This window comes from Pedococcus sp. P2_D9 (assembly GCF_056404275.1).
In genome coordinates this window covers 439,427-465,481 of record NZ_JBFUEI010000004.1, presented here as the reverse complement: position 1 = coordinate 465,481, position 26,055 = coordinate 439,427, and the positions used below count along the sequence as shown (strand labels likewise).

General features: G+C 71.0%; 25 protein-coding genes. 24 read left to right on the top strand and 1 reads right to left on the bottom strand.

All coding sequences use genetic code 11. The features are described from left to right. Positions 1-3: 3 nt before the first annotated feature. From AC1DXJ_RS09545 to rsmD, 3 genes are read left to right on the top strand one after another with little or no spacing between them, the layout of a single operon-like run. The gene (locus tag AC1DXJ_RS09545; RefSeq protein WP_477615501.1) at positions 4-2,238 is read left to right on the top strand and encodes an ATP-dependent DNA helicase RecG; all 2,235 of its coding nucleotides are present in this window, start codon (positions 4-6) and stop codon (positions 2,236-2,238) included. A 60-nt stretch (positions 2,239-2,298) separates the two neighbouring features. Continuing rightward, the gene (locus AC1DXJ_RS09540) at positions 2,299-3,087 is read left to right on the top strand and encodes an alpha/beta fold hydrolase (RefSeq protein WP_477615500.1); all 789 of its coding nucleotides are present in this window, start codon (positions 2,299-2,301) and stop codon (positions 3,085-3,087) included. A 40-nt stretch (positions 3,088-3,127) separates the two neighbouring features. Further along, a complete protein-coding gene (gene rsmD, locus AC1DXJ_RS09535; protein WP_477615499.1) occupies positions 3,128-3,703 on the top strand; it encodes a 16S rRNA (guanine(966)-N(2))-methyltransferase RsmD in 576 nt (191 codons plus the stop codon). 87 nt (positions 3,704-3,790) lie between these two features. Here rsmD and AC1DXJ_RS09530 read toward each other — a convergent pair whose 3' ends face one another. After that, positions 3,791-4,084: a hypothetical protein gene (locus AC1DXJ_RS09530; protein ID WP_477615498.1), complete on the bottom strand. Its 294-nt coding sequence runs from the start codon at positions 4,082-4,084 to the stop codon at positions 3,791-3,793. Between the two features lie 162 nt (positions 4,085-4,246). Between AC1DXJ_RS09530 and AC1DXJ_RS09525 the strand changes: the two genes are divergently transcribed. The 21 genes from AC1DXJ_RS09525 to AC1DXJ_RS09425 all read left to right on the top strand — a co-directional run bounded on the left by AC1DXJ_RS09525 (position 4,247) and on the right by AC1DXJ_RS09425 (position 25,996). Beyond that, positions 4,247-4,813: a hemerythrin domain-containing protein gene (locus tag AC1DXJ_RS09525; protein ID WP_477636869.1), complete on the top strand. Its 567-nt coding sequence runs from the start codon at positions 4,247-4,249 to the stop codon at positions 4,811-4,813. A 25-nt stretch (positions 4,814-4,838) separates the two neighbouring features. Continuing rightward, positions 4,839-5,336, top strand: coding sequence for a pantetheine-phosphate adenylyltransferase (coaD, locus tag AC1DXJ_RS09520; protein WP_477615496.1), 498 nt, complete (start codon positions 4,839-4,841; stop codon positions 5,334-5,336). Position 5,337: 1 nt separating this feature from the next. Then, positions 5,338-7,449: an acyltransferase family protein gene (locus AC1DXJ_RS09515; protein WP_477615612.1), complete on the top strand. Its 2,112-nt coding sequence runs from the start codon at positions 5,338-5,340 to the stop codon at positions 7,447-7,449. Positions 7,450-7,585: 136 nt separating this feature from the next. After that, positions 7,586-8,203 carry a YceD family protein gene (locus tag AC1DXJ_RS09510; RefSeq protein WP_477615495.1) on the top strand — a complete coding sequence of 206 codons (618 nt, stop codon included), beginning with the start codon at positions 7,586-7,588 and terminating at the stop codon, positions 8,201-8,203. 1 nt (position 8,204) lies between these two features. Then, a complete protein-coding gene (rpmF, locus tag AC1DXJ_RS09505) occupies positions 8,205-8,399 on the top strand; it encodes a 50S ribosomal protein L32 (RefSeq protein WP_056922518.1) in 195 nt (64 codons plus the stop codon). Positions 8,400-8,452: 53 nt separating this feature from the next. Continuing rightward, complete coding sequence (rnc, locus tag AC1DXJ_RS09500; protein ID WP_477636882.1) at positions 8,453-9,238, top strand: ribonuclease III; 786 nt, start codon at positions 8,453-8,455, stop codon at positions 9,236-9,238. Between the two features lie 74 nt (positions 9,239-9,312). Further along, positions 9,313-10,182: a bifunctional DNA-formamidopyrimidine glycosylase/DNA-(apurinic or apyrimidinic site) lyase gene (mutM, locus tag AC1DXJ_RS09495; protein WP_477615494.1), complete on the top strand. Its 870-nt coding sequence runs from the start codon at positions 9,313-9,315 to the stop codon at positions 10,180-10,182. Positions 10,183-10,228: 46 nt separating this feature from the next. Then, positions 10,229-10,525, top strand: coding sequence for an acylphosphatase (locus tag AC1DXJ_RS09490; protein ID WP_477615493.1), 297 nt, complete (start codon positions 10,229-10,231; stop codon positions 10,523-10,525). 156 nt (positions 10,526-10,681) lie between these two features. After that, positions 10,682-10,873, top strand: a complete 192-nt coding sequence (locus tag AC1DXJ_RS09485) for a hypothetical protein (RefSeq protein WP_179420502.1) — start codon at positions 10,682-10,684, stop codon at positions 10,871-10,873. Further along, positions 10,870-11,211 (top strand): chorismate mutase, encoded by a 342-nt coding sequence (locus tag AC1DXJ_RS09480; RefSeq protein WP_477615492.1) that lies wholly within the window; start codon positions 10,870-10,872, stop codon positions 11,209-11,211. Before AC1DXJ_RS09485 ends, AC1DXJ_RS09480 begins: the two co-directional genes overlap by 4 nt. Before the next feature lie 541 nt (positions 11,212-11,752). After that, on the top strand, positions 11,753-15,325 hold the full coding sequence (gene smc, locus AC1DXJ_RS09475; protein ID WP_477636868.1) for a chromosome segregation protein SMC: 3,573 nt from the start codon (positions 11,753-11,755) through the stop codon (positions 15,323-15,325). Between the two features lie 137 nt (positions 15,326-15,462). Then, a complete protein-coding gene (locus tag AC1DXJ_RS09470; RefSeq protein WP_477615490.1) occupies positions 15,463-15,732 on the top strand; it encodes a hypothetical protein in 270 nt (89 codons plus the stop codon). A 275-nt stretch (positions 15,733-16,007) separates the two neighbouring features. After that, entirely contained in the window at positions 16,008-18,704 is a 2,697-nt protein-coding gene (locus tag AC1DXJ_RS09465; RefSeq protein ID WP_477615489.1) for a WD40/YVTN/BNR-like repeat-containing protein, read from the top strand. Between the two features lie 127 nt (positions 18,705-18,831). After that, positions 18,832-20,058 carry a signal recognition particle-docking protein FtsY gene (gene ftsY / locus AC1DXJ_RS09460; RefSeq protein ID WP_477615488.1) on the top strand — a complete coding sequence of 409 codons (1,227 nt, stop codon included), beginning with the start codon at positions 18,832-18,834 and terminating at the stop codon, positions 20,056-20,058. Beyond that, positions 20,051-21,085 (top strand): hypothetical protein, encoded by a 1,035-nt coding sequence (locus tag AC1DXJ_RS09455; protein ID WP_477636867.1) that lies wholly within the window; start codon positions 20,051-20,053, stop codon positions 21,083-21,085. The genes ftsY and AC1DXJ_RS09455 overlap by 8 nt, the downstream gene beginning before the upstream one ends. Beyond that, complete coding sequence (locus AC1DXJ_RS09450; protein WP_477615486.1) at positions 21,082-21,924, top strand: phosphotransferase; 843 nt, start codon at positions 21,082-21,084, stop codon at positions 21,922-21,924. The genes AC1DXJ_RS09455 and AC1DXJ_RS09450 overlap by 4 nt, the downstream gene beginning before the upstream one ends. 9 nt (positions 21,925-21,933) lie before the next feature. Beyond that, a complete protein-coding gene (locus AC1DXJ_RS09445; protein ID WP_477615485.1) occupies positions 21,934-22,395 on the top strand; it encodes a hypothetical protein in 462 nt (153 codons plus the stop codon). Further along, positions 22,392-23,351: a hypothetical protein gene (locus AC1DXJ_RS09440; protein ID WP_477615484.1), complete on the top strand. Its 960-nt coding sequence runs from the start codon at positions 22,392-22,394 to the stop codon at positions 23,349-23,351. Before AC1DXJ_RS09445 ends, AC1DXJ_RS09440 begins: the two co-directional genes overlap by 4 nt. A gap of 9 nt (positions 23,352-23,360) precedes the next feature. After that, a complete protein-coding gene (locus tag AC1DXJ_RS09435; RefSeq protein ID WP_477615483.1) occupies positions 23,361-24,005 on the top strand; it encodes a maleylpyruvate isomerase N-terminal domain-containing protein in 645 nt (214 codons plus the stop codon). A 237-nt stretch (positions 24,006-24,242) separates the two neighbouring features. Beyond that, positions 24,243-25,661, top strand: a complete 1,419-nt coding sequence (locus AC1DXJ_RS09430) for an ammonium transporter (RefSeq protein ID WP_477615482.1) — start codon at positions 24,243-24,245, stop codon at positions 25,659-25,661. Further along, on the top strand, positions 25,658-25,996 hold the full coding sequence (locus AC1DXJ_RS09425; RefSeq protein WP_344131170.1) for a P-II family nitrogen regulator: 339 nt from the start codon (positions 25,658-25,660) through the stop codon (positions 25,994-25,996). Before AC1DXJ_RS09430 ends, AC1DXJ_RS09425 begins: the two co-directional genes overlap by 4 nt. The last annotated feature ends 59 nt before the right edge of the window (positions 25,997-26,055 follow it).

Here is a 26,055-nt window from a genome sequence, read left to right as displayed (position 1 = left end):
GGTGTGGTCACGCAGTCCACCAAGCTCTCACAGATCGTCTCCACGGCCGCGCCCAAGCTGGCGAAGCACCGAGGGATCAAGGTCGTGGGGGACCTGCTGGAGTTCTGGCCGCGGCGCTACCTCGAACACAGCGCTGACCTCGGCATGCTGCACGTCGGGATGTACGTCGTGGCGGTGGCCACCGTCAAGACCGCAGCGACCCGGTCGATGAAGAACCGCCGTGGCGAGATGCTCACCGTCACCATCACCGATGGCGCACACGAGGTGGACCTGGTCTTCTTCAAGGCGTGGGGGCACAAGGACTCCCTGGTGCCCGGCACGACGGCCTTGTTCGCCGGCACCGTCGGGAAGTACCGCGGGAGATGGCAGCTGGCGCACCCGGCATACCAGCTCATGCACGGCGGACTCGGCGATGCCGCCACCGACCGTGGGCCGATCCCGGTCTACCTCCAGGTCAAAGGCATGCAGAACTGGGCCGTTGCCGAGTGCGTGCGCCTGACGCTTGACCAGCTCGACGCGCTGCCGGATCCGGTCCCCGCCGACCTGCGACAGCGGCGCGGCCTGCCCGGTCGGCTGGAAGCTCTTCGCGGCATCCACGTCCCGAGGGAGATGCCGGAGGTCTATCGCGCCCGTCAGCGGATGCGCTACGAGGAGGCCCTGGTCCTGCAGACGTTGCTGGCGCAGCGTCGTGCCCGGGCAGCCCTCCAGCACACCGCGGTCGCGCGGACGCCCCTCGTGGGTGGGCTGCTCGACGCGTTCGACGCCCGGCTGCCGTTCGAGCTGACGGAGGGTCAGCGGGAGATCGGGGCGACCCTCGCCCGCGAGATGTCCGGCGACACCCCCATGAACCGCCTGCTGCAAGGTGAGGTCGGCTCCGGGAAGACGGTCATCGCGCTGCGGGCCATGCTGGCGGCCGTCGACGCAGGTGGTCAGGCTGCACTGCTTGCCCCCACGGAAGTCCTTGCGGCACAACACCATCGCTCGATCACAGCGATGCTCGGGGAGCTTGCCGAGCGCGGAATGCTCGGAGGCAGCGAGATCGGGACGCAGGTCGCACTGCTCACCGGCAGTCAGTCGGCGGCCGCCCGGAAGAAGTCGCTGCTCGACCTGGCGAGCGGCGACGCCGGCATCGTGATCGGCACACATGCCCTGATCCAGGAGCACGTCCAGTTCTTCGACCTCGCCCTCGTCGTCGTCGACGAGCAGCACCGCTTCGGGGTCGAGCAGCGAGATGCCATGCGGGACAAGGCAAGGCAACCGCCCCATGTGCTCGTGATGACGGCCACCCCGATCCCACGGACCGTGACGATGACGGTGTTCGGCGACATGGAGACCTCGACGCTCACCGAGCTGCCGCGAGGTCGCGCCCCCATCACGACGCACGTCGTCCCGACCGACAACCCCCGATGGGTCGAGCGCACCTGGGAACGCATCGCCGAGGAGGTCCGGACCGGCCGCCAGGCGTACGTCGTGTGCCCGAGGATCGTGGACACCGAGGACTCCAGCGGCGTCTCCGACGAGGAGGTTCCCGACGCGCGCCCGACGGCCGAGGATGCCGAGCTCGACGAAGGGGAGCCCGCGGAGTCGACGGCGCCACGCGTCTGGGCCAGCGTCCTCGCGGTCGTCGAGCAGCTGCGGTCCGACCCTGCGCTCCACGGCATCACCGTCGACGTCCTGCACGGCCGGATGACCCCCGAGGACAAGGACGCCGCGATGGCGCGCTTCACCCGCGGAGAGACCGGAGTCCTCGTCTCGACCACCGTCATCGAGGTAGGCGTCGACGTCGCGAACGCGACCGTGATGGTCGTGATGGACGCAGACCGGTTCGGGGTCTCCCAGCTCCACCAGCTCCGTGGACGCGTGGGTCGTGGGGGACACCCCGGCCTGTGCCTGCTCATGACCGGTGCCGAGGCCGACGGGGGAGCCCGCGAACGACTCGAGGCAGTCGCCGCCACCACCGACGGGTTCGCCCTCGCCCAGCTCGACCTCGAGCTGCGCGGGACCGGTGACGTGCTCAGTGGACGACAGAGCGGTGGTGGCCGGTCCACCAGGGGGATGGGAAGGGGCAGCTTCCGGTTCCTGTCCCTCGTGCGCGACGAAGAGCTCATCCTGCAGGCCCGTGAGGACGCTGCCGAGCTCGTGGCCTCCGACCTCGACCTCACGGCCCACCCCGAGCTCAGCGTGGCGGTCGGCGAACGCCTCGACGAGGAGCAGGCAGCCTTCCTCGAGCGGGGATGACGCGAGGGTTGACCGAAATTGCAGGGGCGCTCACATGCGAGTTCGCCCTAGTCTCGAAGGGTGCTGCTCTCCCATGACGACGAAGGTTCCGGCCCAGCGGTCCTGCTGCTCCATGCGGGAGTCGCCGACCGCCGCATGTGGGACCCCCTGGTCCCGGGGCTGCGCCACACCTTCCGCGTGATCCGTCCCGACCTGCGAGGATTCGGCGACTCGGCGCAACCGGGCGAGGAGTACGCAGACGCCGACGACCTCGACGGGCTGCTCGACTCGCTGGGGGTGGGCAGCGCCGCGGTGGTCGGGTCCTCGTACGGCGGGCGGGTGGCGATGGAGCTCGCGACGGCCCATCCGGCGCGGGTCTCCTCGCTGGTCCTGCTCTGCCCTGGCTATCGCGGGCTGGAGCCCTCCGAAGCAGACGCGCCGGCCTTGGAGGCCTATGGCGACGAGGAGGCACGGCTGCTCGAGGCGGGCGACCTCGCGGGTGCCGCCGCACTCACCGTGGACACCTGGGTGGGACCGGAGGCGGGGCCCGAGGTGCGAGAGCTCGTCGCGACGATGCAACGCCGTGCCTACGAGGTCCAGCTGGCGGCCGACGAACAGGACCCGCCGCCTTCGGCGCGCCGGATCGAGGTCGACCCGACGGCCCTGGCGGTGGACACCTTGGTGGTGTCGGGCGCGCACGACCTGGACCACTTCCGCGCCATTGCCGCTCATCTCGGCAGGCAGATCCCGGGGGCCGAGTGGGTCGAGCTGGACTGGGCCGGCCACCTGCCGTCGATGGAGCGGCCCGACGCCGTGCTGACGCTGCTCCTGGACGTGCTGCGGGACGACCCGACGGTGCACGCGCCCTGAGCGAGGGACCTGGGTCCGGCGGCGCTGCTACGTTGCCGCCGTGACGCGGATCATCAGTGGGCGGGCCGGGGGCATGCGGCTGGCCACCCCGGCAGGCTCGGGCACCCGACCGACGAGCGACCGCGTCCGAGAAGCGCTGTTCTCGCGTCTCGAGCACCTCGAGGTGCTCGTCGGTGCGCGGGTGGTGGACCTGTATGCCGGGTCCGGCGCCCTCGGTCTCGAAGCGGCCAGCCGTGGCGCGGCGACCGTGCTGCTCGTGGAGTCGGACAAGGCCGCCGCGAAGGTGACCCGTCAGAACGCGGGAGCACTCGGCATACCCGGGATCACGGTGCGGCACGCCACCGTGCAGCGGGCTCTGTCTGCGGCTCCGGCGCAGCCACAGACGCTGGTCTTCCTCGATCCGCCGTACGAGCTCGGCGAGGAGGAGCTGGCCGCGGACCTCGTCGCCCTGGTGGAGCAGGAGTGGCTCGATCCCGAGGCGCTGGTGGTGGTCGAACGGTCCGCGAGGTCACCGGAACCGGCCTGGCCCGAGGAGCTCGAGCGCGAGGGGGAGCGACGCTACGGCGAGACGAAGATCTGGTTCGCAGGCCCACGCCTGCCCGACGTCGTGGCCTGAGCGCCGCTCGGCAAGGGATGCGAGCCGGCCCGAACGCGACGGAGCCCGACCGCGCAGTGCGGTCGGGCTCCGTGACGTTGCGGTCGGTCAGACCGCAGGGGAGGAGGGCAGCAGGCTGAACTGCACACCCCCGGTCTCGTCCACCGCGGCGTCGAGCACCTGGTCGCCCAGGGCCACGGCGGCGGTCTCGTCGAGGTAGACCTTGGCGCCGTCCTGCTCGACGACGGCGTCACCAGGCAGGGCCTGCTCGGCGGTGGTCACCGTCAGGCCGCCGGAGTCGACGCCTTCCTGGCTGAAGCGCAGACCCGCGTCCTCGGTGCTGAGGTTCTGGTCCACGAGGGTCTTGACGATCGTGCTGGCGTTCTCGGTCAGGGTGAGCATGTGGCTCCTTCTTTTCCGACAGTGTCAGGCTATGGAGGTCAGGACCCCTCCACCGTGTCGCAACCCGCGTCCCGACTTCAAACCAGGCGTCCGGTGGGTGGGACGTCGTCTCGCCGCGACCCCCGAGGTGTGACATCGCCGCAGGTGGGAGAGGGTATGGACATGACGGACTACGAGATCCCCCGGCCGACCAACGGCGACGTCGTCGAGCTGATCCTCGACGACCACCGATTCTTCGAGGCACTCCTGCGCGACCTGCGCGACGCCACGGCGGACCGCGAGGCGGCCCGGGCCACCCTGGCCGCGGTCCTCATCGCCCATGGTGAGGCGGAAGAGGCGAAGGTCTACGCGAGCCTCAAGCGCAAGGACGCCATCACGGCCCACGAGGCCCAGCACGGCGAGGAGGAACACGCTGAGGGGAACGAGGCCCTGCTGGCGCTCCTGGAGTGCAAGGGCACCGACACCCAGAAGTTCGACGACGCCGTCGAGGACCTCGCCACCGCGCTCAACCACCACATCGGCGAGGAGGAGCAGACGATCCTCAACCCGGCCCGCACCGAGGTGTCGGAGGAGGTCCGCCAGGACCTCGGCGTGAAGTGGGCGACCGAACGCAACCGCCTCCTCGAGGCCGGGGTCRGGACCCTCACCAACGTCCGCRAGATCGTCGCGCGGGCGCACAAGGAAGGCCTCCTCCCGGCCGACGACGAGGGCGAGGACGACAAGGAGTAGCCGGGTGCGCTGCTAGCGTGCCGGTGTGACCAGCCCAGCGACGAGACGGTGTGTGTGCCCCGGCTCCTACGACCCCGTCACGCTCGGCCACGCCGACGTCATCCGGCGCGCCGCAGCGCTCTACGACGAGGTCGTCGTCGCGGTGCTGCACAACCCTGCCAAGCGCGGGACCTTCAGCCCGGAGGAGCGTCGCGACCTCATCCTCGACGGCTGCCGCGACCTCGGAAACGTCCGCGTGGAGCTGTTCGCCGACCGGCTGCTCGTCGACGTCTGCCGCGAGCTGGACGCGACGGCGATCGTGAAGGGTCTGCGGGGCGGCACCGACTTCGCCTACGAGCTGCCGATGGCCCTGATGAACCGGCACCTGACCGGCGTCGAGACCGTCTTCCTCCCCGGTGACCCGAGCCTCGAACACATCTCGAGCTCGCTGGTCAAGGAGGTCGCGCGCTACGGCGGCGACGTCTCCGGGCTGGTCAGCGACCGCGTCCGGGACGCCCTCCTGGCACGCCTGCGGGAGCAGTGACCTGACCGCGAGATCCCCCCGGCCGGAACGCTTTCGGCCCGACATCGAGGGGCTGCGAGCCATCGCCGTCCTGCTGGTGATGGCCTACCACGCCGGTGTCCCGCTGGCGAACGGCTTCCTCGGGGTGGACGTCTTCTTCGTCATCTCGGGCTTCCTCATCACGAGCCTCCTGGTCCGCGAGCTGGTCGCCACCGGCACCATCGACTGGGCCCGCTTCGTGGGTCGCCGGATCCGTCGGCTGCTGCCCGCGGCGATCCTCGTCCTCGTCGTCACTGCGCTCGTGGCCCTGGCGGTGGTTCCCGGCCTGCGCCGCCGCGAGATCGGCACCGATGTCGCTGGTGCGGCCCTGTACGTCGTCAACTGGGTGTTCTCGCACCGGGCCGTCGACTACCTCGCCTCGGACAGCATCCCCTCACCGGTGCAGCACTTCTGGTCGCTCGCGGTCGAGGAGCATTTCTACGTCATCTGGCCGCTCGCGCTGATCGCGCTCGCGCTCGTGCTGCGCCGGCTGGGTCGGCGCCCAACCGTGGGCGCGGTGGGGGTCCTGCTCGCCGCCATCGCCGTGCCCTCCTTCGCGTATGCCGTGTGGCTGGGTGCCGTCGACCCGGCGCGGGTCTACTTCGTCACCACCACGCGGGCGTGGGAGCTCGGGGTCGGTGCGGCGCTCGCGGTCTGGTGTGCAGGCAGAGGCGAGCGGGCGCGGCATACGGGAGAGGGCCCGGCCGCTGCGTCCTCATGGGGCAGGGGGCTGCTCGACGCCGCCATCGGCTGGGTGGGCCTCGCCGCGGTCCTGGGCTCGGCCTGCTGGCTTCCGGCCGACGCGGTCACGCCCGGCGGGTGGACCCTGGTGCCGACGCTGGGGGCCGCCGCGGTCCTCTACGCCGGCTGGACGGGAACGCTGGCCGGCCCGGTCCGCGTCCTCGGCACCGCGCCGATGGTCTGGATCGGTGGGTTGTCCTACTCGCTCTACCTCTGGCACTGGCCGGTCCTCGTCCTGAGCGAGTGGACGTTCGACGGGCTCGGCGCGACGCAGCAGGCGCTGGCCGTCGCCCTCGCCGTCGTGCCCGCCTGGCTGAGTCACCGGTTCCTGGAGAGCCCGATCCACCACAGCCGGACGCTGGCGGCCCGCACCCGGCCCGTGCTCGCCCTGGGACTCGCGCTGTCCGCGGTGGGCGCCCTCGCCGCGCTCCCGCTCGCGCAGGCGTCGTCGCCGTTCCGCACCACGCCGATTGCGGGCCCCCGACCGGCCATCGAGACCCTCGGCGCGGCCACGCTCACCTCGCCGCCCAGCACCGACCCCGCGAACTACGCCGTCGACGACTGGGAGTGGCTGACCCCCGATCCGCAGCTCGCCGGCGAGGACCGCCCCAGGGCCGACGTCGACCGGTGCCAGGTGGACCGTTTGGTCGAGGACCCGGTGACCTGCGAGTTCGGGGTGTCGGGGGGAGCGACCACGGTGGCCCTGGTCGGGGACTCCAAGGCGATGCAGTGGTTGCCGGCCCTCGAACGGCTGGCTCCGGACCGGGGCTGGAGGATCGTGACCTACGGCAAGTCGGCCTGCGCCTTTGCCGCCGGCCGTGCCCAGAACGAGGGCAGGCCCTATCCGGCGTGCGACGAGTGGAACCGCCGTGTCGTGGACCGGCTCCGGGCCGACCCTCCCGACCTGGTCCTCACGTCCGGGTATGCCGCGACGGCCTGGGACGGCGCCCACGCCACGAGTGCCGCGCTGGTGGCCGGGCTGGCAGGCCGCTGGTCGGCGCTGCGTGGCGCCGGGATCCCCGTCGTCGTGCTGGGGGACAGCCCGGTGTCGCCCAACGACCTGGACGTCTGCACTGCCCGCCACGCGCACGAGCTGAGCCGGTGCGCCTTCGCCCGGGACCGCGCCGTGGCGGGGAGCGGGTTGCCCGCCCAGCGCGAGGCCAGCACCGCCTCCGCCACCCCGCTGGTCGACCTCACGGAATGGATCTGCCCGGTGGAACGCTGTCCCGTCGCCATCGGCAACGTCGCCATCCACCGGGCCGGCGACCACCTCACGGCGACCTATGTCCGCACCCTGGCACCTGTCCTTGGGGCGGCGCTGGAGCGTGCGGAGCCCCTTGGTGCGGTCCGGTGAGGGCGGCGGTTCGAGGGTCGGCAGCCACCCGGCATACCCGCGCATTTGGGGGACTGGGCCGTGCTCCGGTAATCTCGTGCGTCGGTCTTGTCCTCGCCCGAGGCGAAGTCCGAGTCACTCGACGTCTGCTGGAGCCATGGAACACCTGAATCCCCGATCGCCGCTGGTCTTCGACACCACGGACCTCGGTCGGCGACCCGGTTCGATGGAACGCCTGCAGCGCACGATCGAGGCACCTGCCGACTTCGGCACGGACGTCATCGCGGTCCCGCAGGGGTCCACGATCGAGCTGGAACTCCGGCTCGAGTCCGTCGTCGAGGGCGTGCTGGTCACCGGCTCGGCCCGCGCCACGGCGACCGGCGCCTGCGTGCGGTGCCTGGACCCCGTCAGCCACGAGGTTGAGGGGAACTTCCAGGAGCTGTTCGCCTACGCCGATCGCGCGGCCCACCACCGTGAGGTGGGAGCGGACGACGACGAGACCGAGGAGCACACCCTCGAGGGCGACCTGTTCGACCTCGAACCCGTGCTCCTGGACACGGTGGTGCCTGCACTGCCGTTCCAGCCCGTGTGCCGTGCCGACTGTCCGGGACTGTGCTCCGAGTGTGGAGCGCGCCTGGCGGACGACCCGGACCACCACCACGATGTGTTCGACCCCCGGTGGGCCGCGCTGAGCGCGCTGTCCCCCGAGAGCACCGACCTCCTGGGCAGCGCCCAGGTCGAAACCCACAGCAACACCGAAGAGAAGAGGAACTGACGTGGCTGTCCCGAAGCGGAAGACGTCGCGCTCCAACACCCGTTCGCGTCGTGCGAACTGGAAGGCGACGGCGACCACGCTCACCACGTGCCCGCAGTGCAAGGCTGCCATGCAGCCGCACATCGCCTGCCCGTCCTGTGGCACCTACAAGGGTCGTCACTACACGCCGGCCGAGCGCACCGAGCACCAGGGCTGAGTCAGTCTGAACCGCGCGTGAGTCCCACTCCGTCCCTCCCGGGGGACAGCGCGATGCAGCGGCCCGTCGACGGCTTCGTCCAGCACCTCACCGAGGTGGTGGGGGGGGCCGTCGACGAGTCGCTGCTCCTGCGTGCCCTCACGCACCGCTCGTACGCCTACGAGAACGGTGGACTGCCCAACAACGAGCGCCTCGAGTTCCTCGGCGACTCGGTTCTCGGGCTCGTGGTCACCGACACCTTGTATGCCACGCACCCCGACCTGCCCGAGGGGCAGCTCGCGAAGCTGCGCGCCGCCGTCGTCAACATGCGCGCCCTGGCTGACGTGGCCCGCACCCTCGGCCTCGGTGACCACGTGATGCTCGGTCGCGGCGAGGAGAGCACCGGGGGACGCGACAAGGCCTCGATCCTCGCCGACACGATGGAAGCCGTCATCGGGACGGTCTACCTGTCCTGCGGCATGGCGGCCGCGGCGAACCTCGTGCACCACCTGCTCGACCCGCTCATGGCTGCCAGCGCCACCCTCGGCGCCGGCCTGGACTGGAAGACCAGCCTCCAGGAACTCGGCGCGTCCACAGCCCAGGGCGTCCCGGAGTACCGCGTCGAGGAAGAGGGCCCCGACCACGAGAAGACCTTCCACGCCCAGGCGGTGGTGGGTGATGAGGTGCTGGGTACCGGCACCGGTCGGTCGAAGAAGGAAGCCGAGCAGCGCGCTGCCGAGCTGGCCTGGCGTGCCCTGAGCGCGCGCGCCGCCGCAGGTGTGGCCGCCGGTTCGTCGGACAACCTGCCCGACTCCGTGGTCCTGGCCGACGAGGACGCCGTGGCGGGCTCGCCCTCCTAGGCGAGCACCCGGCATACCCACGTCCGTGAGGGCCACCCCGCAGGGGTGTCGGCCCCGCATGCTTGAGTTGCCCCATGCCTGAGCTGCCCGAGGTCGAGGTGGTCCGCCGCGGTCTCGCCGACCACGTGGTCGGGCGCACGATCACGGCTGCCGAGTTCCGCGGGCAGCGGGTGGCGCGGCGCCACCTGCCGGGACCGCTCGACCTCGCCTCGCGGCTCGCGGGAAACCACGTCGAAGAGGTCCGTCGGCGGGGCAAGTACCTCTGGCTGGTGCTCCGCGCCCCCGACGGCCACCAGCAGGGCCTCATCGCGCACCTTGGCATGAGCGGGCAGCTGCTCGTCGAGGCGTCGGATGCCCCGGAGGAGAAGCACCTGCACGCGCGATTCACTTTCGCCGATGGCCGTGACGAGCTGCGGTTCGTCGACCAGCGCACCTTCGGCGGGATGGCGCTGGCCGAGCTCACGGACGACCTCGTCCCCGAGACCATCGCCCACATCGCGCCCGACCCGTTCGAGGCGGCCTACGACCAGGTCGCGGTCGTGCGGCGGATGAAGTCCCGCGACTCCGCGGTGAAGCGCGCCCTGCTCGACCAGACACTCGTCGCCGGGATCGGCAACATCTACGCCGACGAGGCGCTCTGGCGGGCGCAGGTGCACGGTGAGCGGCTGTGTTCGTCGCTGACCAAGCCGACCCTTTCGCGGGTGCTCGACCACGCCCACGACGTGATGCTGGCCGCGCTGGGGGAGGGCGGCACGAGCTTCGATGCGTTGTACGTCAACGTGAACGGCGCGTCCGGCTACTTCGACCGGTCGCTGCACGCCTACGGCCAGGAGGGACGGCCCTGCGACCGGTGCGGCACGCTGATCCGGCGCGAGGCCTTCATGAACCGGTCGTCGTTCTCCTGCCCGCGCTGCCAGCCGCGTCCCCGACTGAGGCGCGGCTGACAGGACGGGTCCTGCGGTTGTACAACTGAACCGAGAGGTGGTGCACATGGATCACAACGGTCCCGCCCGGGCGGTCATCTGGGTTCACGGTCGGGTGCAGGGCGTCGGTTTCCGCTGGTGGACCCGCGCGCGGGCCCTCGAGCTGGGTCTGGTCGGCCATGCCCGCAACGCCGGCGACGGCCGGGTCGAGGTCGTCGCCCAGGGTGACGAGGAGCGCATCCGCGAGCTCGTGGAGCTCATCGAGGAGCGACCGTCGCAGCACCTGCGGCCCGGCGAGGTGCACACCTGCGTGACGACCTGGGGGGCGCCGCGCGACGGGCTCGCGGGCTTCGTCGAGAAGTGAGTCCGCGGGCGGTCCTGCCGCATGCGACACCACGAGAATGGACGTGAGCTGACCGAAGCGGCATTGACCCTGCGGAATCCGGATGCCACCCTGAGAGATGCCCGGTTCGGGCACCCGCAGCACGCGACCCCCGACGTCTGCGGAGAAGGAGTCGACATGGCCAAGGCCCTGGTGGGCTATCGCGTGGCGTCCGACCCGCGACTGATGCTCGAGACCGTCGAACTGCGCCGCCGCGTCCGCGACCTCGAGTTCCTCGTCGAACGGCTGCAACGTGACAACGACCAGCTTCGTGAGGATCTGAGACAGCCCGACGTCGTGGCGGCGGGCATGCCTACGATTGCCGGGTGAGTTCGCCCGCACAGACACCCGGTTCCGCACCAGGACCTGGGTCCCGTACTTCCCGTTCGACGCCCGAGGATCTCGTGCGCCTTCGCGCCAGCATCGACAACATCGACGCCGCCCTGATCCACCTGCTGGCCGAGCGGTTCAAGTGCACCCAGGAGGTCGGCGAGCTCAAGGCGCGTGAGGGTATGCCGCCCGCTGACCCCGCGCGCGAAGAGGCCCAGATCGCGCGGTTGCGCGACCTCGCCGACCAGGCCGGGCTCGACCCGACGTTCGCCGAGAAGTTCCTCAACTTCGTGATCGCCGAGGTCATCCACCACCACGAGGCCATCGCCGGCTCCTGACTTCGGAGCGCTCCGCCCGCGACTTGTTGCCACCTCGTGGTCACGTAAGGCCCGAACTGGGGTCCGGTGGGGATCTGCCCGCAACAAGTCCGGGGCCGCTGGGACGTGTTGCCACCTGATGGTCACGGACGCGCCGGATCGCCGTCTCGTGACGATCTGCCGGCAACAAGTCCGGGGCCGCCGCGACACGTTGCCACCTGGTGGTCACGGACGGGCTGAACTGGGGGTCCGGTGGGGATCTGTCGGCAACAAGTCCGGGGGCGCTGGGACGTGTTGCGACCTGGTGGTCACGGACGCGCCGGAATGGCGTCTCGTGACGATCTGCCGGCAACAAGTCGGAGAAGGTGGGGTGGTCCCACGGCGAGGTGCCGGGCTGACGGGGCGGCGCGGCATACCTCTGGCGTCACTCCAGTCTCACGGTGCACAGGCAACGCAGGACGGCGGAAGGTGCCGGGAGCGCCTCCCTCCCGCAGGTAAGGTGGCCCACGCACAGCCAGCCCCGGCAGACCCCGCCAGCCACGAACCAGGAGCCGACCCGCTCGTGTACGTCAAGAGCCTGACCCTGAAGGGCTTCAAGTCCTTCGCCTCGGCGACCACGATGCGCCTCGAACCCGGCATCACCTGCATCGTCGGGCCCAACGGCTCCGGCAAGTCGAACGTCGTGGACGCGCTCGCCTGGGTGATGGGGGAGCAGGGCGCCAAGAGCCTGCGCGGCGGCAAGATGGAGGACGTCATCTTCGCCGGCACCGCCGGACGCGCGCCCCTGGGTCGCGCCGAGGTGGCCCTGACCATCGACAACACCGACGGCGCGCTGCCGATCGACTACACCGAGGTCACGATCGCGCGGACGATGTTCCGCAACGGCGGCTCCGAGTACGCCATCAACGGCACCTCGTGCCGGCTGCTCGACGTGCAGGAGCTGCTCTCCGACTCCGGCATCGGCCGCGAGATGCACGTCATCGTCGGTCAGGGCCAGCTCGATGCCGTGCTGCGCGCTACCCCGGAGGAGCGTCGCGGGTTCATCGAGGAGGCCGCGGGTGTCCTGAAGCACCGCAAGCGCAAGGAGAAGGCACTCCGCAAGCTCGAGTCGATGGAGGCCAACCTCACCCGGGTCAACGACCTGACCGGTGAGATCCGCCGCCAGCTCGGCCCCCTCGGTCGTCAGGCCGAAGCCGCCCGCAAGGCTGCCGTCATCCAGGCCGACGCCCGCGACGCCCGCCTGCGGCTGCTCGCGGACGACCTCGTCCAGCTCACCTCCACGCTGGAGCAGGAGGTGGCTGACGAGACCGCCCTCATCGCCAAACGCACCGAGGTGGAGGAGGGCCTGGCCACCCTGCGGAGCCGCCTGGCCACGCTCGAGCAGCAGGCCCAGGACGCGGCTCCCGAGCTCGCCCGGGCCCAGGAGCGCTGGTTCAGCCTGCAGCAGCTGCGCGACAAGCTCACCTCCACCGAGTCGCTCGCCGCCGAACGCGTCCGCCTGCTGTCGCAGGACACCCAGGACGAGCAGACCTCCGGTCGCGACCCGGAGGAGCTGCGCGCCCAGGCCGTGGAGGCGCGCAAGCAGGAGGAAGCCCTTCTCGCCGAGGTGCGCGAGGCCAGGACCGAGCTCGAGGGGGCCGTCGCCGCCCGCGAGGCCGCCGAGCAGGCGTATGCCGCAGAGCAGCAACGCCTCCAGCGCCTCGCCCGAGCGGCCGCTGACCGCCGCGAAGGGCTGGCGAAGCTCGCCGGTCAGGTCGGTGCCCGCAAGAGCCGTCTCGAAGCCGGCGAGGCGGAGATCGGTCGCCTGCGCGGCGTCATCGAGCAGTCCCTGCAACGAGCCGCAGCCGCCGAACAGGAGTTCAACACCCTCGAGGCTTCCGTCGCCGTCGACGAGGAGGGTGAGGAAGGGCTGGACTCGGCCTACGAGAAGGCCGCCGCCGTCCTCGAGCAGGTCGAGGCCGAGGTCGAGCAGCACCGCGAGGCCGAGCGTCTCGCCGAACGCGACCGAACCAGCGGCACAGCCCGGCTCGAAGCCCTCGAGCTCAGCCTGTCCCGCAAGGACGGAGCCGCCACTCTCCTCGCCGCCGCGGACTCCCGGCACGGCATCGTCGGGTCGGTCGCGTCGCTTCTCCAGGTCAAGGGCGGTCACGAGGCCGCGGTCGCCGCAGCCCTCGGCTGGGCCGGTGACGCCCTCGCCGTGGAGTCCGTCGAGCACGCCGCTCGCGCGTTGACCACGTTGCGTGCCGACGACGCCGGTCGGGCTGCCTTCCTCGTCGGACAGACTGCCTCGTCGAGCGACCCGGCCAGCTGGCCGCGACTCGAGGGTACGGCGGTCTGGGCCCGTGAGGTGGTGGAGGCCCCCGCGACGGTGCGCCCGGCGGTGGAGCAGCTCCTCGACCGGGTCGCCCTCGTGTCCGACCCCGCCCTGGCAGCCGCCCTGGTCGCCCAGGGCGAGGGAATCACCGCGGTCACGACCGATGGGGACGTGTTCGCCCCCGGTTTCGTCCGTGGCGGCAGCAGCCACGCGCCCAGCCTCATCGAGATCCAGTCGGCCGTCGACGAGACGCGCGACCGCGTGGCCGATGCCACCAGGCGCGGGGAGCAGGCGCGGTTCGCACTGACCTCCGCTCAGGAGCGGCACCGCGTCGCCACCGACGACGTCGAGGCGGCCCTCGAGCGGCTGCACGACTCGGACGCGAAGATGGCCGCGGTGGCTGAGCGGCTCGGCCACCTCGGCGCCACCGTTCGGTCGGCCAAGGCCGAGGCCGAGCGCACCGAGCGCTCCATCGCCGACGCGACGGCGGGGCTCGAGAACGACCGCCGCGAGCTTGCCGAGCTGACCGTGCGCCTCGACGAGGCGAGCGCCGAGCCGACCGAGTCGCAGGACCCCAGCACCGACGAGCGTGATCGCCTCGAGCTCGAAGCCAGCCGTGGACGAACGGCCGAGACCGAGCTGCGGCTCACGCTGCGCACCAAGGAGGAGCGGGCCCGGGCGCTCAAGGGCCGCGCCGACTCCCTCGAGGGGGCGGCGCGCAACGAGCTGGCCGCCCGCCAGCGACTGGCCGCGCGCCAGGAACGCCGCAAGCGCGAGGCGACGGTGGCCGAGGCCGTCCGACGCGGCGCGGCGTACGCGAGCACCCTGATCGCCGGCGCCCTCGACACCGCGGCCCTCCGGCGCGCCGTCGCCGAGCAGGAGCGCACCGAGCGAGACCAGGCGCTCACCGTCGTGCGGCGCGACGTCTCCGTCCTGCAGGACGACCTGCGAGAGCTGACCGACACCGTGCACCGCGACGAGGTGGCCCGCACCCAGCAGCGGCTGCGGATCGAGGCCATGCAGGCCAAGGCCGTCGAGGAGCTCGGCATCTCCCCCGAGGCCCTGATGGAGGACTTCGGCCCCCACCAGCTCGTCCCGTTCGTCGTCGGGCCCGACGACGACCCCGACGAGATCCCCGAGCCCGGGCCCTACGTCCGCGAGACCCAGGAGAAGCGGCTGCGCAAGGCTGATCGAGCGCTCAACGCGCTGGGTCGCGTGAACCCGCTGGCGCTCGAGGAGTTCGCGGCGCTGGAGGAGCGGCACAAGTTCCTCACCGAGCAGCTCGAGGACCTGAAGAAGTCCAAGCGCGACCTGCTCGACATCGTGCGCGAGGTCGACGAGCGGGTGGAGCGCGTGTTCACCGAGGCCTTCCACGACACCGCCGCCCAGTTCGAGGGCGTCTTCAGCCGACTGTTCCCCGGCGGTGAGGGCAAGTTGACCCTCACCGACCCGGCCAACATGCTCACGACCGGCATCGAGGTCGAGGCGCGCCCACCCGGCAAGAAGATCAAGCGGCTCTCGCTGCTCTCCGGCGGCGAGCGGTCGCTGGTCGCGGTCGCGCTGCTGGTGTCGATCTTCAAGGCGCGGCCCAGCCCGTTCTACATCATGGACGAGGTGGAGGCGGCGCTCGACGACGCCAACCTCGGCCGCCTGATCACGCTGTTCGAGGAGCTGCGTGACTCCAGCCAGCTCATCGTCATCACCCACCAGAAGCGCACGATGGAGGTCGCGGACGCGCTCTACGGTGTGTCGATGCGTGGTGACGGTGTGACCACTGTGGTTTCGCAGCGGATCCGCGACGTGGCGGCGCAGAGCGCCTGAGCGCGCCGGCCCTGATGGGCCGCGCGGCACGAACGTGCAGTTCAACGGGTATGCCGCCGTGCGGACCTCACAGCGACGGGCTCGGGCGCGCGGCGGGTCGATTTGAGCATTCCCGCCCCGCGGGGCACCCTTGAAGCATGGTCCCCCTCATCATCGGCATGCTGCTCTGCGTCGGACTCGCTGTTGCGGTGGTCGCCGTGGTCGCAATCCCGGCACGCCGCGAGGGCCGCGAGCTCCTGACGCCGCAGGGCGAAGAGCTCATCGCCGTGGTCAAGGAGAAGACCGAGTCGACGCTGGAGAAGACCGGCGACGCCATCACGTCCGCCAAGGACAAGGTCAGCGACACCGTGAGCAGCAGTGCCCCCAGCGACAGCCTGGACGACGCTGGCCGTCACCGCGCCGTCTGACGCCTGACGCACCCGGCCGGCCCCGGCGGTCCCGGCGGTCCCGGCGGTCCCGGCCGCCCCCGGCGGTCCGCGCGTGCCCGGCGTGGCCCGCACGGCATACCTTTCCCTGGGCTGGCGAGGCGGTGCCAAGACACCGCTAGCCGTCCGCGTTTGCGCAGGTCAGCAGGCAACTGACCCTCACCACCCATGACAAATGTCATGGGTGCTTCCCGCGCTGTGGCTGGATGCTGGGGCGGGCCCGATCGGGTCCTATCCCTCCAGGAGGAGATGCGCGGATGGCATCGTTCACACCCCGAGCCCGCAGGCTGATCGCCGGCGGCGCAGGACTGGCACTGGTCGCCGGCGGAGCCGCCGGCTTCCTCGGCCGGCACGAGCTCAACGAAGCATGGCTGAAGTACCAATGGCGCGACCGGCACTACAACGCCGCCGTGATGGAGAAGGCGCTCATGATCGCCGGCGGCAACCCCGCCGAGGCGCAGAACGAGTCCAAGGAAGCCGTCACGATCGCCGAGCAGTTCGACCAGGCTCGCACCGCTCCCTCGGGGATCGTCGCGCCCGGCGCCTATGGTTCGGCTTTCGCCCAGATGCAGGCCATGCAGCACAGCCCCGGCAGCTGGAACGAGGTCACCAAGGTCCCCTACAACGCCGACGACCCGCGCTACCGGGACTGGTACTCCAACTCCTCCGGCGGCGCCGGCCACGTCACCGGTCGCATCACCGGACTCGCGGCTGACGCTGCCAACCACGTGTATGCCGCCGGCGCCGACGGCGGGGTCTGGCGATCCTCCCAGGGTGGGGGCGGCTGGACGCCCATCGCCGACTCGCTGCCCTCGCTGAGCTCGGGCGACCTGCAGCTCGCGGGTGACGGCTCCCTCTGGTTCGCGACCGGGGAGTCCAACACCGGTGCCACCTCCTACGTCGGCGCCGGGGTCTTCCGCCTCGCCAACCCGACGTCCGGTTCCTTCGCCCCGACCGACCGGGTCGGTGGCAAGGAGCTCGAGTCGACCACGATCGGCCGGATCCGCTGGGGCGGCGGCGCGACCGTCTTCGCCGCGACCAACAGGGGGATCTGGTACCACGCTGCGGGCACCAAGGCCGGCGCCTGGACCTTCGGGTTCGCCCCCAACATGAGCTGGATGCCCGAGATCAAGGACAACGCGGGCAACGTGCTCGTGCCGGCAGGCAGCGACTGGGGAGGCAACACGGCCTCGGGACCCACGAACGCGGCATACAAGAACATCGTCAACGACATCGCGGTCGACCCCAAGAACCCCAAGCACGTGATCGCAGCCATCGGCTGGCGCTCGGGTGACACCTACAACGGCTTCTACGAGACCAACGACTTCACGACCGGTCCGTCGGGCTGGCACAAGCTGTCGGTGACCCTCGGCAGCATCACGAACACGAGCGACGTGGGCTACACGACGTTCGCGTTCAGCAAGACCGGTGACCGCCTCTACGCGATGGTCCAGCAGCCGAGCAAGATCAGCGCATCGTCTTCTCTCGCAGGCATTTTCGTCTCCAAGAGTGGCTCACCCAACGGACCATGGAACAAAATCGGCGACCAGGCACAGCTGCACAACAGCGGCTCCGCCCTGGACCGCAAGGGCTACGGCGTCGGTGTGCAGGCCTGGTACAACCAGTTCCTCACCGTCGACCCGGCCAACCGTGACCACGTGTGGGCGGGCCTCGAAGAGGTCTTCGAGACCAAGGACGCGGGTTCGCACTGGTCGGCCGTGTCGCCGTACTGGAACTTCTACTTCCCGTGCTGGAACATCGCCGACGGCAAGAACACCTGTCCGCTGGCGGGTCACCCCGACCAGCACTCCGTGACGGTGGGGACCGCGGGCGGCGCCCCGGTCGTCTTCTTCGGCAACGACGGCGGCGTCTACCGGCGCCCGGTCAACGGCGCGGTCAACGCCAACGGCAACGCCACCGACCTGGTGTCGACGACCACCGACGGCACGATGGACGCCCTCCAGTACTACTCGGTCTCCGTGGGTCGTGACACCAAGAACGGCAGCGGTGTCGTGGTCTCGGGCGGGCTGCAGGACAACGGGGTGTCGAACCTGTTCAAGGTCGCCCCGAACGGCACCAACGCCGACACCGAGATGGGCTCCAACTTCGGCGGTGACGGTGGCGACGGTGCCGCAGACCCGGCGAACGGGTGCAACCAGCTGCAGGAGTACGTCAACCTCGCGGTGAAGATCACCAACAACTGCGCCCTCAACCCAGGGGCGCTCAGCGAGGCCGACGCGAGCTCGTGGTCACTCGACCCGGGTGACCCGTCGCCGCGGTTCATCGCCCCGATCGCGCTCGACGGCGCAGCGTCCGACCACTTCATCTTCGGCGGCCGCTACGTCTACGTCGGCACCAAGGGCTGGACGGCCACGCGCAGCGCCGCCGACCTGACCAAGGCGTTCGACCTCGGAGCGGGGCACTCGGCGACCGCGGTGGCGATGCAGGGCGGCACGGCCTACGTGTCGTGGTGCGGCCCCTGCAACAACGCCGGGTTCGCGCGGGGCATCGCGACCAACGCGGGAGGCACCTGGCACCAGCTCACGCTGGCCGCCAGCTTCCCGCTGCGGTTCGTCCAGGGCCTGGCCATCGATGCCGCCAACGGCAACCACGCGTATGCCGCGATCAACGGCTTCTCGCGCCGGTTCACCGAAGGCCCGGGTGCGGGCGTGGGTCACGTCTACGAGACGACCGACGGCGGTGCCACCTGGACCGACGTGAGCGCCAACCTGCCGGACGTCCCTTCGAGCACGGTCAAGCGGCTGTCCAACGGCGCGCTGGTGGTGGGCACCGACCTGGGCGTCTTCTACCGAGCACCAGGGGCGACCTCCTGGCAGGTGCTGGGTTCAGGGCTGCCGAGCACCGTGGTCATGGACCTGGAGTCAGGTCCTGACGGCAACGTGTACGCCGCCACCCATGGCCGCGGCATCTGGAGCATCCCCGTGCCCCAGTAGCAGCAGCTGCGTCATCCCGGTGCCCCGTCGACCTCGTCGGCGGGGCACCGGCGCGTCCAGCCGCGGCGGTGCCGACGGTGGGTCTGCGGTCGGCGTGCGGTCGGCGCGCGCTCCTCCGGATGAGAGGATGGCGCGCGTGATCGATCAGCTGTGGGAATGGATTGCCGTCGCCGTCGGGCTCCTCGTCGTCCTGGGCGCGGTGTTGCTGGGGCTCGTGCGCGGACGCGGGGGCCGGGGGAAGTCGGCACCCGCCCCGAGGGGCGGCACCAAGGGGCCCACCGATGTGCTGCCCGGTGTCGGTGACGACGCCGAACCGCCACGGGACGCCCCGAAGCGCTCCATCGAGGACGCCGGCTCGGTCGACACCCTGCCGTCGCCGCCCCAGGAGTCCCTGCCCTCACCAGAGCCGACGCCGACGCTCGACCGCCCGGACGCGCCCGCCGGACGGCTCCAGCGGCTCCGCGCCCGACTGGCCCGCTCGAACACCGCCCTCGGTCACGGACTGCTGACCCTGCTGTCCCGCGGCAAGCTCGACGAGGCTGCGTGGGAGGAGGTCGAGGACACCCTCATCGCGTCCGACCTCGGGGTCGAGGCCAGCACTGAGCTCGTCGAGACCCTCCGTGCACGGGTCAAGGTCGAGGGCACGACCGACGAGGCCACCGTTCGCGGCTGGCTCCGCGAGGACCTGCTGCGGCTGGTCGACCCGTCGCTCGACCGCACCGTCGTCAGCTCGCGGGTGGACGGGCGTCCTGCCGTGGTGCTGGTCGTGGGCGTCAACGGCACGGGCAAGACGACCACGGTCGGCAAGCTGGCCCGCGTGCTCGTCGCCGAGGACAAGGACGTCGTGCTCGGCGCTGCGGACACCTTCCGGGCCGCCGCCGCCGACCAGCTCGAGACGTGGGGGGCCCGGGTCGGGGTGCCGACCGTCCGCTCCGAGCGTGACGGTGCCGACCCCGCGGCGGTGGCCTTCGACGCCGTCAGGGCCGGGGCCGAGATGGAGGCCGACGTCGTGCTCATCGACACGGCCGGACGGCTCCACAACAAGGTCGGCCTGATGGACGAGCTGGCCAAGGTCAAGCGAGTCATCGAGAAGCAGAGCCCGATCGACGAGGTGCTGCTCGTGCTCGACGCCACCACCGGACAGAACGGCCTGCGCCAGGCCGAGGTGTTCGCCCAGGTCGTCGATGTCACCGGGATCGTGCTGACCAAGCTGGACGGCACCGCCAAGGGCGGCATCGTGGTCTCGGTGCAGCGCAAGCTCGGTGTACCCGTCAAGCTCGTGGGGCTGGGGGAGGGGCCGGACGACCTCGCGCCGTTCGACCCCGAGGCCTTCGTCGACGCGCTTCTTGCCTAGGGGGTTCGCCCTCACGGGCACCCTGCTCGCCGCAGCGGTGATCGGGGTCCCGGGCGCAGCCCTTGCCGCGCCAGCCGCCCGGCAAGGCGCCGCGACCGCCCTGATCGATCCGGCGCGACCAACCGCCACCTCCGGGTCTCAGGGCCTGGCCATCCGGATCGACGACGACCGGATCCCCGAGTCGTCCGGCCTGGCGCTCAGCCGGAGGCACCCGCACACCGTCTGGACGGTCAACGACTCGGGTGACACGTCCCGGGTCTTCGCAGTGGACACCACGACCGGCAGGACGGTCGGGGTGCACACCTTCGACGCGCCGGTGCGCGACGTCGAAGCCCTGGCGATCACGCCCCAGGGCCGGATGCTGGTGGCGGACATCGGCGACAACGACGGCGCCCGGCCGATGGTGCGGGTGTTCTGGTTCGACGAACCCGAGCTGGGCACGACCTCCGGGCCGTGGGCGTCGTGGGAGCTCACCTATCCGGACGGATCGCACAACGCGGAGGCGATCGCGGTCGACCCCAGGTCGGGTGGGGTTCTCGTCGTGACCAAGGAGCGGCCGGGTGGGATCTACGCCCTCCCCGCCACGCCCAGCCGCCAGGGCGTGAACCGGCTCACCAAGGTCGCGACCGCGCCCGACATCGTGACCGACGCGGTGTTCCTGCCCGACGGCTCCGGGCTGGCGGTCCGGACCTACACCGCACTGGCCGTGCTCGACCCGGCGACCTGGCAGACGAAGACCTCCCAGGTGCTCCCCATGCAGCCCCAGGGCGAGACGCTGTCGATGGCGCCCGGCGGCCAGGACCTCCTCGCAGGCAGTGAGGGCCTGCACTCGCTGATCCAGCGCGTGACCGTCGTGCAGGTGGGCTCGCCCAGCCCGTCCAGGCCATCCGGCTCATCCACCGGCGACGACGACAGCCGCGTCGTCGAGGCCAACCGTGGCGAGCTCATCTCGGGCCTCGGAGCCTGTGCCGGTCTCGTGGCCCTGGCGTACGTCRTCGCGAAACTGGCACGCAGGAGGCACCGGTGAACGCCGACGTGCGCGAGGAGGCGCTGAGCGGCGGCAACACCGGCCACGTCGTCCGCGTCGGCGACACGGTCCGGCGGCAGGCTGGCCACTGGACTCCCGCCGTGCACGCGCTGCTGGACCACCTCGCGGCCGCAGGTTTCGACGCAGCACCCCGCGCGTTGGGCACCGATGCGCTGGGACGCGAGGTCGCGTCATACGTCGAGGGTGTTGCGGGCACGCTGGGCCCGGACCAGCTCGCGCCGGAGTTCCGGACCGTCGAGGCGTGCCGTGCCATCGGCGCCTGGTTGCGGGCGTTCCACGACACCCAGGCCGGCTTCGAACCCGACCCCGCGCAGCCCTGGCACGTGGTGCCGGGCCGACCACTGGGACCCGGCGAGGTGATCGCCCACCATGACGTCGGCACCTACAACACCGTGCTGCGCCCGGACGGGTCGTTCGCCGTCATCGACTTCGACTTCGCCTGCCCGGGGTGGCCGGTCGAAGACCTCGCCTACGTGCTCTGGTCGTGGACGCCGCTCTGGCACGACCAGTCGGCCGTCCGCAGGGAGATGGGTGTGGTGACGATGGCGGACCGCCTGCACAAGTTCGCTGCCGTCCTCGACGGGTATGCCGCCGACGCCGGGCTGCGTGCGCAGGTCCCGGACGCCGTTCTGCGATGCATGCTGGGCCATTCCCGGACGGTGGAGGAGCTTGCAGCGCAAGGCGATCCGGCCTTCGTGCGCATGGTGGCAGCGGGTCATGCCGAGCGACCACTGCGCGATGCGGAGTGGTTTGCGTCCAGCCGTTCGCTCTTCGCCGCCTCCATCGCGGAGGACCGGCCGGCACACCGGATGGCTTAGCCTGAGCGCGTGGAGACGGGGGTGGACCGACTCGGTCGAGTGGCAAAGGCGTGGCGCGTGGCTGTCGTCCTCGCCTTCACCGTCGTGTTCTGCGCGGGCTCGCTCGTGGGCGACGACCACTGGTGGCCGTTCGGGCCGTGGCGGATGTTCTCCACGTCGCAGGCCGCGACCGGCTCGGTGTGGTCGACCGGCATCGAGGTCCAGACCGCCGACGCGCCAGGGACGTGGGTGCGCGCGCCACTCACGCCCGAGAACGTCGGCCTGAACCGCGCCGAGGTCGAGGGTCGCATCCCCCAGATCGAAGCCGACCCGTCCCGCCTCGGCACCCTGACGCGCAGCCATGCCGAGCTGCGCCCGACGGCGGCCGAGTGGACCGCGCTGCGCGTCGTGCGCCGCCTCATCGTCGTGGTCGACCGCAAGCCCACCGGCGAGGTGCGCACCGAGGTGCTCGCGCAGTGGGAGGCGCCATGAGCGCGCGACCGCGTGCCCTGACGGGTTGGCGCCGACGTGGGGCGCAGGGTCTGTCCGGCTGGCTGTTCGCCCCGATGCCGGTGTCCCGGGTGGCGGCGCTGCGGGTGCTCGTCTTCGCGTTCGTCATCGTCGACGTGGTGCTGCTGCACACCTCCGGCTGGTACCACGGCTACGCAGACCCCGTCTGGTACGAACCGCTGGTCATGGGCAGGATCCTGCACCTGCCCGCTGCCTCGGTCCTGCTCGTCCAGGTCCTCAAGTGGGGCTGCGTGCTCGCGGCGCTGGCTGCGATGACCGGCCGGGCGCCACGAGTGCTCGGCTGGACGGTCGCCGTCGGCTGGGTCTGGTACCAGTACGTCGCCTTCTCCTACGGCAAGGTCGACCACGACCGTGCTGACTTCGTGGTCGCCCTCGCGCTGCTGCCGACGGTGGGGCTGGCCCACCTGTCGGACCGCCGTCGCAGCGAGGCGGCAGGCTTCGCGCTGCGGGCCGTCCAGCTGGCGGCCATCGCCACCTACTTCCTCTCGTCCTGGGCGAAGGTCCGGTTCGGTGGCTGGGACTGGGTCAACTCGGCGACCATGGTCCGGGCGGTCGTGCGACGCGGGACCCCGATGGCCCAGTGGCTGCTCGAGGTGCCCTGGACGCTGCACTGGTTCCAGTGGGTGCTGATGGGAGCCGAGCTCACCTCGCCCGTCATCTTCCTGCTCTCCGAGAAGTGGCGGGGGCGGGCGGTGGGCGGGTGGTTCGTCTTCCACGCCATGACCTACGGCGCGATCACCATCGCCTTCTGGCCACACCTCGTGATGATGCTCGCGTTCCTCCCCCTCGAGAGGTATGCCGCGTGGCTGCGTGACCGTTTCGCCCGCGTTCGCGGCGGGTCACCTGCCACTCCACCCGACGCAGGGCCGGAGGACATCGACCGATCGAGCCGCGACCCCGTCGGTGCCGCCGGTTAGGGTCGTCGCGTGAGCAGAGGCGAGCACGTCACCGCGTTCCTGGGGGCCGTCGACCTGTCCCTCGAGCTGGCTGCCCGACCGCAGGTGCGCGATGCCTGGGAGCAGGAGAGCGCCTGCGCGGGCATGACCGTGGGAGGGCTCACCCACCACCTGCTCAAGCAGGCGGGCAACACCGTGCGCGGCCTGCGGGCTGAGCCCGACGACGCGCCGCCGATCGCGCTGCTGGAGCACTACGCCCGGGCTGCGTGGGTGGAGGCCGGTCCGGAGGACGAGGTCAACGTGTCCATCCGTGACGGTGAGAACGACGGCGCCCAGGTCGGCCCCGACGTCGTGCTCGAGCTGGCTGGGGAGTGGGCCGACGACCTCCCGGGGCTGCTCGCTGCACCTCGCGACCCGGACACGATCTTCATCCCGTGGCAGGGCTGGTCGCTGACGACCGAGGACTTCCTGACGACGCGGCTGATGGAGCTCGTCGTCCACGGCGACGACCTGGCCGCCAGTGTCGGGCTCGACACCCCGACCTATCCCGAGGGTGTCATCACTCCCGTGCTCGGGCTGCTCACCGGCGTCGCGGTCCGCCGCCACGGCCAGACCGCGGTGGTTCGCGGTCTCAGCCGCCCGCAACGGGCACCCGCAGTGATCTCGGCGTTCTGACCGCGGCGCGCCCGCGGGATACCCCCCGGCGCCCCTCACGTCAGGCGCTTGTTCGGCGGATCCGCCGTGTCCTGACCCGGTGGATCCTCCGAAGAAGCGGCCTCAGGCGGACGACGCTCCCACGATGTGAGACGTTGCGCGGTCCGAAACCTGATGCTTACCCGCAGACGGTTCCGCTAACACGGCTGTAACAAACTCCGGCACGCCCCGAAACGCCGCCCGGTCAGAGTTCTGCCCATGACTCCAGCACTGCTGCCAGTGGCAGACCCCACGATCAACGAGGCCGCGACCGCCTTCATGCTCGTCGCCGCCTCGATGGTCCTGCTCATGACCCCAGGTCTCGCGCTGTTCTACGGCGGCATGACGCGAGCCAAGTCCGTCCTCAACATGATCATGATGTCGTTCGGGGCCCTCGGCGTCGTCGGCGTCATCTACGTGTTGTGGGGCTACTCCATGTCCTTCGGCAACCTCCAGGACGGCTCGTCAGACATCGCCGGCCTGTTCACCAACCCCTTCCACCTGTTCGGCCTCAAGAACGTCATCGGTGAGGACGGCTCGCGACTGATCGACGTGTTCGGCGTCGACGTGTTCATCCCCGAGACCGTCTTCGTCGGCTTCCAGCTCACCTTCGCCGTCATCACCGTCGCGCTGATCAGCGGCGCCGTCGCTGACCGCGTCAAGTTCAGCACCTGGCTGGTCTTCTCCGGCATCTGGGCGACCATCGTCTACTTCCCGATCTCCCACATGGTGTGGGGCGGCGGCGTCCTGTCCGGCGCGGAGGGCGGCCTGTCGGCCAAGATCTTCGGGGCGACCGACGGCGTGGCCAACGTGCTGCCCATCGACTTCGCCGGTGGCACGGTCGTGCACATCAACGCCGGTATCGCCGGCCTGGTGCTCGCGCTGATCGTCGGCAAGCGGCTCGGCTTCGGTACCCAGGCGATGCGTCCCCACAACGTGCCGGTCGTCATGCTCGGCGCCGGTCTGCTGTGGTTCGGCTGGTTCGGGTTCAACGCGGGCTCCGAGCTCGCGGCGGACGGCCTTGCATCGACGGTGTGGCTCAACACCACCGCTGCCACCTGTGCCGCGATGCTCGGGTGGCTCCTCGTGGAGAAGATCCGCGACGGGCACGCCACCTCGATCGGTGGCGCGTCGGGCGTCGTCGCCGGCCTGGTAGCCATCACCCCGGCCTGTGGCGCGCTGTCGCCCCTCGGCTCCCTGATCCTGGGCGTGGTCGCGGGTGGCCTGTCTGCCCTGGCCGTGGGCCTGAAGTACCGCTTCGGGTACGACGACAGCCTCGACGTGGTCGGTGTCCACCTGGTCGCCGGTCTCTGGGGCACCATCGGTGCCGGTCTGCTCGCCACCGGGTCGGGTCTGTTCTACGGAGGTGGCGCCAAGCAGCTCGTGGTGCAGATCATCATCGCGTTCGCGTCGCTGCTCATCAGTGGCATCCTGACCGCAGTGATCGCGCTGGCCCTGAAGTACACCCTGGGCTGGAGGGTCACCGAGGATGTCGAGTCCGACGGTATCGACCAGAGCGAGCACGGCGAGTCGGCCTACGAGCTCAGCGGATTCACGGGCGGCCGGTTCGGCTCCTCCGGTGCAGTCTCGACCTCGTCCGCCAAGCCTGCCAAGACCCCTGAGGGAGCGTCCGCATGAAGCTCGTGACCGCGATCATCAAGCCCCACCAGCTCGACGAGGTGAAGGAGGCCCTGGAGGCCTACGGCATCTCCGGCATGACCGTCAGCGAGGCGTCCGGATACGGTCGGCAGCGCGGCCACAGCGAGGTCTACCGCGGCGCCGAGTACACCGTCGACTTCGTACCGAAGGTGCGGGTGGAGGTCCTCGTCGACGACATCGATGCCACCTCGGTGGCCGACGTGATCCTCAAGGCGGCCCAGACCGGCCGGATCGGTGACGGCAAGATCTGGACCATCCCCGTCGAGGACGTGGTCCGGGTCCGCACCGGAGAGCGCGGCGTCGACGCCCTCTAGCAGCACACCAACCACTGGGTATGGCGCCCGGTCCCGTTCGCGGGGCCGGGCGCCATCGG

Excerpts from the sequence above, each read along its gene's own strand:
- AC1DXJ_RS09530 (WP_477615498.1), bottom strand. The coding sequence starts at position 4,084 with ATGCTCACCCTGACCGAGAACGCCAGCACGATCGTCAAGACCCTCGTG.
- AC1DXJ_RS09510 (WP_477615495.1), top strand. The coding sequence starts at position 7,586 with ATGGAACACCTGAATCCCCGATCGCCGCTGGTCTTCGACACCACGGAC.
- rnc (WP_477636882.1), top strand. The coding sequence starts at position 8,453 with ATGCAGCGGCCCGTCGACGGCTTCGTCCAGCACCTCACCGAGGTGGTG.
- mutM (WP_477615494.1), top strand. The coding sequence starts at position 9,313 with ATGCCTGAGCTGCCCGAGGTCGAGGTGGTCCGCCGCGGTCTCGCCGAC.
- AC1DXJ_RS09490 (WP_477615493.1), top strand. The coding sequence starts at position 10,229 with ATGGATCACAACGGTCCCGCCCGGGCGGTCATCTGGGTTCACGGTCGG.
- AC1DXJ_RS09485 (WP_179420502.1), top strand. The coding sequence starts at position 10,682 with ATGGCCAAGGCCCTGGTGGGCTATCGCGTGGCGTCCGACCCGCGACTG.
- AC1DXJ_RS09470 (WP_477615490.1), top strand. The coding sequence starts at position 15,463 with ATGGTCCCCCTCATCATCGGCATGCTGCTCTGCGTCGGACTCGCTGTT.
- AC1DXJ_RS09465 (WP_477615489.1), top strand. The coding sequence starts at position 16,008 with ATGGCATCGTTCACACCCCGAGCCCGCAGGCTGATCGCCGGCGGCGCA.
- ftsY (WP_477615488.1), top strand. The coding sequence starts at position 18,832 with ATGGCGCGCGTGATCGATCAGCTGTGGGAATGGATTGCCGTCGCCGTC.
- AC1DXJ_RS09440 (WP_477615484.1), top strand. The coding sequence starts at position 22,392 with ATGAGCGCGCGACCGCGTGCCCTGACGGGTTGGCGCCGACGTGGGGCG.
- AC1DXJ_RS09430 (WP_477615482.1), top strand. The coding sequence starts at position 24,243 with ATGACTCCAGCACTGCTGCCAGTGGCAGACCCCACGATCAACGAGGCC.
- AC1DXJ_RS09425 (WP_344131170.1), top strand. The coding sequence starts at position 25,658 with ATGAAGCTCGTGACCGCGATCATCAAGCCCCACCAGCTCGACGAGGTG.